Here is a 9,317-nt window from a genome sequence, read left to right as displayed (position 1 = left end):
GGCGCTGCTCGAGCAATCCGCGCAGGATCTCCTGCAACGCGAGACACTGGACGAGCCCGATCTGGTGGCAATTGGGTCCAAGGTAAAAAGAACGGAAGCGGTCGCTGCGTAACACTGTCACTGGCGCAGATGATCGGCGGACAACCCTGACTGGATAAAGAAACGGAGAAGACGAATGGCAAACGGAGCTTGCGATATTTGCGGTCGCCCGGCGACGGCGCGCGTGCGCGCCTCGGTGAACGGCAAAGTTCAGAACATGGAGCTGTGCGATCAGCACTACCGCGAAATGGTGCGCCGGTCGGGCCGCAGCGCATCGCCGCTGGAGTCCCTGTTCGGACGACATTCCCTTTTGGACGAATTCTTCGGCGATAGCGGGTTCGGCAGCCTGTTCAGCGACAGCCCGCTGCGGGGTGGTGCACTGGGCGCCACGGGCGCGGGTGAGGACGACGTCGTGGATGCCACCTTCGGGGAGGAAACGCCGCGCCGCGGATCGCGGCGCGGCGGCGGACGCACCATCGCCGACCGGCTGAGCGAACAGGGCAACAAGCTGCTGCAGGATGCAGCACAGAAGGCCGGGGAATTCGGGCGCAGCGAGGTCGATACCGAACATCTGCTTCTGGCATTGACCTCGTCTGACGTCGTCAAGACGATCCTGGAACAGTTCAAGGTCGATGTGGACGATCTGCGCCGCCAGATCGAGAAGGAGGCGAAGCGTGGAGACGCCAAGACGGACGGCGAAATCGGCGTAAGCCCTCGCCTGAAGGACGCGCTGAACCGGGCCTTCATCGCCTCGAACGAACTCGGCCATTCCTATGTCGGTCCCGAGCACCTTCTGATCGGACTTGCCGAGGAAGGTGAAGGCCTGGCCGCGGCGATGCTGCGCAAGCTGGGGTTGACGCCGCAGGCGCTGCGTCAGCAGGTGACGAAGGTGGTCGGCAAGGGAGCCGAGGAAGGCCGCGTCGAGACTCCGTCGAACACCCCCGATCTCGACCAGTTCAGCCGTGACCTGACGAAACTCGCCCGCGAGGGCAAGCTCGATCCCGTCATCGGCCGCGCCCGCGAGATCGAGACGACGATCGAAGTGCTGGCCCGCCGGAAAAAGAACAACCCGGTGCTGATCGGCGAGCCCGGCGTGGGCAAGACCGCCATCGTCGAGGGACTTGCACAACGGATCGTCGCGGGCGAAGTGCCCGAGGCGCTGCGCGACAAGCGGCTGGTCGAGCTCAACATCAACTCGATGGTGGCCGGGTCGAAGTATCGCGGCGAGTTCGAGGAGCGGGTGCAGAAGATCCTCAAGGAGATCACCGAGGAGAAGGACAGCCTGATCCTGTTCATCGACGAGATGCACACCATCGTCGGCGCCGGCCAGGGCGGCGGCGAAGGTGGTCTCGACATCGCCAACACCTTCAAGCCGGCGCTGGCGCGGGGCGAGCTGAACCTGATCGGCGCGACGACGCTCAACGAGTACCAGAAATACATCGAGAAGGACGCGGCGCTCGAGCGACGGTTCCAGCCGGTTTATGTGGACGAGCCCACGGTCGCACAGACGATCATGATTCTGCGCGGGCTGCGCGACACGCTCGAAAGCCACCACAAGGTGACGATCACCGACGAGGCGATCATCGCCGCCGCGGAGCTTTCGGATCGCTATATCACCGGTCGCTTCATGCCCGACAAGGCGATCGACCTGATCGACCAGGCCGCGGCGCGGGTGAAGATCTCGGCCACTGCTCGGCCCGTGGACGTGCAGGAACTCGAAGCCGAGGTCGCGCAGATCAAGCGCGAGCAGGACTATGCCGCAGCCCGCAAGCAATTCGACCGAGCAGCGGAACTGAAGAAGGAGCTGGAGCAGAAGCAGAAGGAGCTCGACGAGCTTCTGGAGATCTGGAAGCGCGATCAGGCTTCGGCGACCGCCGAGGTGCGCGCCGATCATGTCGCGCAGATCGTCTCGAAGATCACCGGCGTTCCGGTCACTGAGCTGACCACCGAGGAGAAAGACAAGCTCCTCAAGCTCGAGGAGAAGCTGCACGAGCGCGTCATCGGCCAGGAAGAGGCCATCCGCGCCGTGGCGGATGCGGTGCGCCTGGCGCGCGCAGGACTGCGCGAGGGACGCGGCCCGACCGCGACATTCCTCTTCCTCGGGCCGACCGGGGTTGGCAAGACGGAACTGGCCAAGACGCTCGCCGAAGTAATCTTTGGCGATCAGGACGCAATCATCCGCATCGACATGTCGGAGTATGGCGAGCGCCACTCGGTCGCCCGGCTGGTGGGCGCGCCTCCCGGCTACGTCGGATACGACGAAGGCGGGCAACTGACCGAGAAGGTGCGCCGTCGGCCCTACTCGGTCGTGCTGCTCGACGAGATCGAGAAGGCGCACCCGGATGTCTACAACATTCTGTTGCAGGTGTTCGACGACGGTCGGCTGACCGACGGCAAGGGGCGCGTGGTGGACTTCACCAACACCATCATCATCGCCACGTCGAACCTCGGTTCGGACATCATCCAGCGCAACCTCACGAAACGCGGCAGCAGTGAGTTCGACGAGGCCAAGCAGAAGTCCGAGCTGATGGAGGTGTTGCGCGGTCATTTCCGGCCAGAGTTCATCAACCGGATCGACGAGATCATCGTCTTCCACTCGCTGAACCAGTCGGAAATCCGCCAGATCGTCGAGTTGCAGCTCAACCGGGTGAAGCGGACCGCCCTTACCCAGGGCGTCGAACTCGAACTCGATGTGAGCGTCGTGGATCACTTCGGCGCGGTCGGCTTCCGTCCCGAATTCGGTGCCCGCGAGCTACGCCGGCTGATCCGGTCGCAGTTGGAGACCGAGTTGGCCCGCGAGATGCTCTCCGGGCGGATCGAGGATGGTGACAAGGTCCGCGTCGCCTGGTCGGAAGACGAACAGAGGGTCGTGTTCGAAAAGATCGTAAAGGACACCGGTGACGACAGCCCGGACGATCAGGCCAAGGCCGGGATCGAGGAGCCCAGCGAAGTTGCCGAAAACAAGACGGACGTTCCGAAGCCCAGCGTTGGGGATGAGGTGCAGTCCAAGGACGACAAGTCCGCCGAGTGACAGCGCAAAAGACTGGCCCGGCGCGATATCGGTCGCGCCGGACCATCTCTTCGGAGAGTTATAGGAAGGTCCACGGCATGAACGTCATTAGATCATTCCGCAATCTCGACCGGCACGGCCAACAGCGCGCGCCTGAGGTCATCGAGGAAGAATTGCGGCAACTTGAACCGCACCTTGCGCGCTTTCGCGAGGATCTGGTCCGGCTCGAAGTCGTTGCCTCGCAGACGAGGGGCAAGAAGCGCATCAAAGTCAGCCTGCGCCTGCAATTGCCGTCGGGCGTGATCGCGGCCCGGGAAGAGGGATTCGAGATCGAGCCTGTCCTGCGCAAGGCCTTTGCCGACCTGCGCCACCAGGTCGATCGGCATGTGGCGCGCCTCAAGCACGAGCCTGAATACAAGCGTCCCGCCCGCCGGCGCCGGATCGGCGCCCCGCTGCCGCCCGCGCGGGATGCGGCGGAAGCGGACCGGCGCCAGCTCTTCTTTGAGCTGATCGAGGATCATCTCGATACGGTCTATGACACCGTCAGGCGCGAGTTGACCTATCTCGAATGTAGCGGATCGGTACCGGAGGGTTACCTCAGCGTTCGCGATCTTGTCGATGCGACGATCCTCAAGGGACTGGAAAGGTTCGAGCAGCGGCCCACCGAATTTTCCATAGGCGACTGGCTGCTGAAACTGGCTTTCGAGACCATCGAGGCCGAGGCGCGCGGCGCGCGCCGCGCCGTGCCTGAGGATGCCGCCTCCATCGAGGCGGAACCCGAGGCCCCGGCGGAGGATCCGACCGAGGCGGATCAGGCGATGTTCGAGTTCTACCAGCCCGACGAAGTGCTGATGCTGGAGGACCTCCTCGCCGACGACGGCGGCACAGACCCCGAGAGCCAAGCGGATCGGCATAAGATCGCCATGGTGCTGCACCGGGCAATCGCCGATCTTCCGCCGGTCGAACGCCGCGTTCTCTATCGGCTCCACCTCGACAACGCTACGATCGCGGAGACGGCAGACCTTTTCGGCCTGACCGAGACAATGGTCGCCGAGATCGCAGAAAATGCGGGCGCGACACTACGCGCGAGGCTTGCCGAAGCCGGGTTGGTCAGAGATCCATCAGGCCGCGCGCCCATCGAACGGGAAATCGCTCACACGCGGCGTCTGCCTCAGCCGATCGAGGATCGCCGCCGCGTGGCCGCCGCCCTAACCGGCGAGGAGGCCGGCTCCGACACCTGACATGGAACTGAATAGGAGATCGACCAATGACCATAGCCTCTGAAAACCCGACCGACAAGATGCAGGACATCCTGTGCAGCCTGTCCCGGAATTGGTGGGCATTCGTGTTACGCGGCGTGCTCGCATTGATCATCGCAGTGCTAGCCTTCGTCATGCCTGCGGAATCGCTTCTGGCGCTCACGCTGGTCTTCGGCGCGTTCGCCTTTGCCGACGGCGTGTTCGGCCTCGTCGCCGCGATACGTAACATCCGCAAGGGCGAACGCTGGGGCTGGCTGATGTTCAGCGGCATTCTAGGCATCGCCACGGGCGTCGTCGTGGTTGTCTCGCCTTTTGTCGCGACGCTTGTGCTTGCTACATTCCTCTGGGCCAGCATCGCATTCTGGTCCGTGTTCTCGGGTGCCCTCGAGATCGCGGCAGCGATCCGCCTGCGAAAGGAAATCAACGGCGAAATCTGGCTGATCCTGAGCGGCCTTCTCTCGGTCGTTCTCGGTGTCGTCGTGACCTGGATGCTGCTGACGCGCCCGGTCGAAAGCTTCCTCGCGCTCGGCTGGCTGATCGGCTTCTACGCCGCGGTCTTCGGGGGGATGATGATCCTCCTCGGGCTACGGCTTCGCAAGGGGGATCGTTCGGACGGTGCGGCCTTCGATAACGCTCCCCCATCGGCAAAGGCGTGAGGTGCCCTGTGGTGGATGACGGGCGACTTGCCGGCGAGGAGGACGATTTCACCCGATGGGACGAAACGATCTTCGACCGTTGCCTGAGCACCGGCTTCAATCCGTTCGGCAGCGGTCCGACGCCAATCTTCCTGCGGCACCGGGACGCAGAGGCGCCGGACGCCGATGCAAAGCCGTGCATGCCACCTGACACCGAAAATGCGAGGTGCTGATGTCGAACCGCCTGCCTGACTTGGCATTTGCTGCTGCGGCCGCTGCCTTGGGCATCGGCATCGTTTTCGTTTTTCGTTCGATGTATCTTGCCGAAGACATACTGCCTTTCGCGCAGGAGATGACGCTCATCTTCCTCGGCGCTGTCGTGACGATCATTCTGACCGCGGCGCTTCTCAATCGCCAGACCGATCTCGAGCTTCGCAAGGAAGGAAGGGTCATCATCCTCCAGCAGCAATGCGACATTTACATGGCCTGCATCGAGAAGGTCGCAGAGATCGTGGAAACCGCAAGGCACGATGCGAAGCTGATCGATGAACTGCGTGTTCTCAGCCACAAGCTGGCTGTGGTCGCGAGTGCAGGGGTCGTGTCCAGCTTCGAGCAGGTACTGGAGAGCTTGCAATCCGGGTTTGCCGACGGCGCGCTCTCGGACGCAGACGGAGAAAGTGTAATGACTGCCGTCGCTGATCTCACAATAGCGATGCGGTCGGACGTCTTACACACTGCTGCCTTTCCTTCGCAGAACACCGAACACGCCGTTCGCCTGAATTCGAGACGAATGGAAAAACTCGACGATCTCGAACGTCACATTCTCGCATCAACCGACACCCAGGAGAGCTGACATGCGCGGTCACAATCGCCCACCATTCCCGCCGAAGATACCCGGGACCAACATGAGATCATGGGACGTTCCGACCGCGATCATTTACCGGCCGGCACGTTCCGCGATGACATCGGCGCCGCGGCCCAACTACTGGATACTGGAATTCGAGCCGTCGCGCCCGCCCCACATCGAGCCGCTGATGGGATATACCTCCAGCGACGATCCCTATCGTCCGATCCGGCTGAAGTTTCCGGATCGCGACAGCGCCGTGGACTTCGCAGAGCGGCAGGACTGGCATTATGTCGTGCGCGAGGACGCTGGGGGAGCCCGGATGGCGAACCCTTGGGCGGGTGAGACGCGCCACCGGCTGCACAGGGGCGTCGATGCCCCGGGAGCCTTCCGGGTCCCGTTCCGCCCCGATCGCCGCCTCTCAAGAGGCGTCCAGCATGAGAGCACGGCCGACCCGTCTACCAGCGACAGGGAGAGTTTCGATCCGGTCCTCGAAGCCTCGCTCGAATCCTTCCCCGCCTCTGATCCTCCGGCGTGGACGGGTGTGACAATTGCAAGAAAGACGACGGGATGACGGCCAGCTACATGCGCTCGATCTACCGGCTCTACCGCGAGGAGTGCCTGACGGTGCGCAAGCGCCGGGCGCGGCGACGCGCGGTGGGCACGCGGGCGCCGATCCTGGTCGAGGCAAGGGCGAACGCGCGCTGGTCGCTGGACTTCGTGCACGATCAGTTCGCCTGCGGGCGGCGCTTCCGTGTGCTCAACATCGTCGATGACGTGACGCGCGAATGCCTGGCAGCGATCCCGGACACGTCGATCTCCGGTCGCCGCGTTGCTCGTGAGCTGACGGACCTGATCTCCCGACGCGGCAAGCCGGGCATGATCGTCTCCGACCACGGCACGGAGTTCACCTCGAACGCGATCCTCGCCTGGTCGAAGGATCATCGCGTCGAGTGGCACTACATCGCGCCCGGAAAGCCCATGCAGAATGGCTACGTCGAGAGCTTCAACGGCCGGATGCGCGATGAGCTCTTGAACGAGAGCCTGTTCTTCGGCCTCGACCACGCCCGCAGCGCCATCGCCGAATGGAGGCAGGACTTCAACACCGCGAGACCGCACTCCTCGCTCGGATACCAGACCCCGGCGGCCTTCGCCGGAACCCTTACCGCAACCGGCTCCGACGCTTCGCTCGATAAGGGCTTCGCGTCTCCGCCCGTTGCTCAACCCACGCCCAACGGCGTAACAGAAACGGTCGAGACTCTAATCGCCGCTGGATGAAAGTTCAGTGGCAGGTCACTTTGTGCGCAACTTTGTCTTGCCTGACAACGTTGATTCGACCAAGGTGACGGCTTCGATGAAAGACGGCGCGCTGGAAGTGCGGCTTGTCAAGGCCGAGCAAGCCAAACCGAAACAGATTGAAATCTCAGTCAACTAACTTTAATTAGGAGCCCAAGATCATGAATATCAAACAGCCCCAATCAACCTTCTCCGCACTTGCCCTGGCGGTCGTCGTCGGACTTAGCGGACCGGCTCAGGCCCAATCGGCGGCAGGTTCTAGCCCAGGTGCTGCAGCACCCTCTGCCGCATCCAAGGCGGCGCAGCCACAGGTAGATGACAAGGCCGCCCGGGAAGCCGAAAAAAAGCGTGCTGAGCTCACTCAGGACGCCATCACGGCGCTCACCAAGAGCCAGGAGGCTTTGACACTCCTTGATGCAAAGAAGACCAAGGAGGCGCTCGCTGCGCTGGAACTGGCCAGCGGAAAGCTGGAACTGGTATTGGCACGCGACGCCAAACTTGCTTTGGCGCCGGTCGATGTACGCGTCATCACCCACGATATCCACGCCAACGTGGAAACGGTGAAGAAAGCGGTCGAGTTGTCTCGGGAGTTGTTGGGTGATGGCGAGGTGCAAAAGGCCCGGCCCATCGTCGCCAATCTGGCCAGCGAAATCGTGATCGAAACCGACAACCTGCCGATGGCAACGTACCCGGCAGCGATCAAGTCGGCCGCACGGCTCATCGACAGCGGCAAGATCGACGACGCCAAGGCGGAACTCGCCCGAGCACTGAACACGCTGGTGGTGACCTCGGTCGCCTTTCCTCTGCCCGTGCTACGGGCTGAAGCCGCGATGGCAAAAGCTGAAAAGCTGGCCGAGACCGACAAGCGCGATGCCAAGCAGAACGAGGAGCTCAGCACCTTGCTGTCGTCCGTGCGCACGGAGATCGAGATGGCGCAGATCCTGGGTTATGGCAAGAAGGCGGATTTCAAACCCATCTTCGATCAGGTGAAGTCCATTGAGCAAAAGTCGGCTGGTGGCAAAAGCGGCAAGGGATGGTTCGACGAGTTGAAGACGCGCCTCCAAAAGCTGTTTTGAGGTGATGAAGGGGCCGACTGTTCGGTCGGTCAGTCTCGCGATGTTCGCAGTCAGCCCCAATAGATTCGCCTATTTTCACTAACTCATACGAGGCATATCACCATGAATGAGCAAACATCGAATCCCAATGCGACGAACAAAGAAATAAACGAACAGGCCGCGGTAAGCAGCCTTCCTGTCAGTCCAGAGGCCAAGCCTGAAGTCGTCACGGAGGTACAGCCTGAGGTTCAGAAGGAAACGGACTCGCAGGCGGCAGACAAACGTAAACAAGTCCTCGATGAGGCCGTCTCGGCCTTGGCGCTGACCAAATCAGCGCTGGCCGCACTTGACGGCAAGGACGCTGCACGCGCATTGGCAACGCTGGCCGAAGTGACGGGAAAGCTGGAGCTGATCGTTGCGCGCGAACCCACGCTTGCCCTGGCCCCCGTTGATGTGCGCACCATCGTGCACGACTTGTTCGCCAACACGGAAACCATTGAGGCGATGACCGACGAGGCGCTGGATGCCCTCAAACATAGCGAGGTGCAACAGGCACGTCACGTGCTGGCTTTGCTGGCAAGTGAAATCGTGATCGCGGTCACCAACATCCCTCTGGCGTCCTATCCCGCAGCCGTGAAGTCAGTCGTGCCGCTGATCGATCAGGGCAAGATTGAAGAAGCCAAAGCCGCGCTGCAGGCAGCGCTCAGCATGCTGGTCGAGACGCGCAGCGTGCATCCGCTGCCCGCCCTGCGCGCCAGGCTGCTCCTGAAGCGCGCCGAGACCTTGGTAGAAGATAGTCAGCGGAGCGAAGCGTCCAATGAGCGCCTGGAGACATTCTTGAACGAAGCGCGGCAGCAGTTGGAAATGGCAGAACTGCTGGGCTATGGAAAGCAGAAGGACTTTGAGCCCCTGTATGCTGAACTCAGGAAAGTCAAGCAAAAGACGGCTGGGGGAGGCGGCGGAAAAGGCTGGCTCGATGAAATCAAGGCAAAGCTGTCCAAGTTGTTCTGAAACCGCTGGATAGGGCGTAAGAGGGGCGCGTCGCGCCCCTCTCTTTGCTCAGGAGTGTATGCTTTTTCACCCCATTAGGCCGCGTGGACGAACCTGATCCATAAGCGGATGCAGCCGAGCAGGGCGAAGCCGAGAAAGCTGGAAGCGGTGTGGTCGTAGCGGGTGGCC

General features: G+C 62.3%; 7 protein-coding genes and 3 pseudogenes. 9 read left to right on the top strand and 1 reads right to left on the bottom strand.

Translation table 11 applies throughout. The annotated features are described in order from the left end of the window. The first annotated feature begins 175 nt into the window (after positions 1–175). From FIB18_RS24205 to yfdX2, 9 genes and pseudogenes are all read left to right on the top strand, one after another. Positions 176–3,070: an ATP-dependent Clp protease ATP-binding subunit gene (locus FIB18_RS24205; RefSeq protein WP_038595109.1), complete on the top strand. Its 2,895-nt coding sequence runs from the start codon at positions 176–178 to the stop codon at positions 3,068–3,070. Positions 3,071–3,147: 77 nt separating this feature from the next. Further along, positions 3,148–4,290 carry a sigma-70 family RNA polymerase sigma factor gene (locus FIB18_RS24200; RefSeq protein ID WP_140023425.1) on the top strand — a complete coding sequence of 381 codons (1,143 nt, stop codon included), beginning with the start codon at positions 3,148–3,150 and terminating at the stop codon, positions 4,288–4,290. A gap of 26 nt (positions 4,291–4,316) precedes the next feature. Then, the gene (locus tag FIB18_RS24195; RefSeq protein ID WP_140023422.1) at positions 4,317–4,964 is read left to right on the top strand and encodes an HdeD family acid-resistance protein; all 648 of its coding nucleotides are present in this window, start codon (positions 4,317–4,319) and stop codon (positions 4,962–4,964) included. A 211-nt stretch (positions 4,965–5,175) separates the two neighbouring features. After that, the gene (locus FIB18_RS24185) at positions 5,176–5,796 is read left to right on the top strand and encodes a hypothetical protein (RefSeq protein ID WP_140023420.1); all 621 of its coding nucleotides are present in this window, start codon (positions 5,176–5,178) and stop codon (positions 5,794–5,796) included. A 1-nt stretch (position 5,797) separates the two neighbouring features. Next, positions 5,798–6,361: an NADH dehydrogenase ubiquinone Fe-S protein 4 gene (locus FIB18_RS24180; protein ID WP_140023417.1), complete on the top strand. Its 564-nt coding sequence runs from the start codon at positions 5,798–5,800 to the stop codon at positions 6,359–6,361. Between the two features lie 14 nt (positions 6,362–6,375). Further along, positions 6,376–7,065, top strand: a pseudogene (locus tag FIB18_RS24175) (IS3 family transposase); the annotation flags it as partial. A gap of 13 nt (positions 7,066–7,078) precedes the next feature. Further along, positions 7,079–7,222 (top strand): annotated as a pseudogene (locus FIB18_RS24170) (Hsp20/alpha crystallin family protein); the annotation flags it as partial. Positions 7,223–7,244: 22 nt separating this feature from the next. Further along, positions 7,245–8,159 (top strand): heat resistance protein YfdX1, encoded by a 915-nt coding sequence (gene yfdX1, locus FIB18_RS24165; protein WP_038595119.1) that lies wholly within the window; start codon positions 7,245–7,247, stop codon positions 8,157–8,159. Between the two features lie 102 nt (positions 8,160–8,261). After that, positions 8,262–9,149: a heat resistance protein YfdX2 gene (gene yfdX2 / locus FIB18_RS24160; RefSeq protein ID WP_140023415.1), complete on the top strand. Its 888-nt coding sequence runs from the start codon at positions 8,262–8,264 to the stop codon at positions 9,147–9,149. A 74-nt stretch (positions 9,150–9,223) separates the two neighbouring features. Here the strand turns inward: yfdX2 and FIB18_RS25540 are convergent. Continuing rightward, positions 9,224–9,317 (bottom strand): annotated as a pseudogene (locus FIB18_RS25540) (IS5 family transposase); the annotation flags it as partial.

Origin of the sequence: Brucella pecoris (assembly GCF_006376675.1) — a bacterium.
Taxonomy (GTDB): Bacteria; Pseudomonadota; Alphaproteobacteria; order Rhizobiales; family Rhizobiaceae; genus Brucella; species Brucella pecoris.
This window is presented reverse-complemented; position numbering and strand designations above follow the sequence as displayed.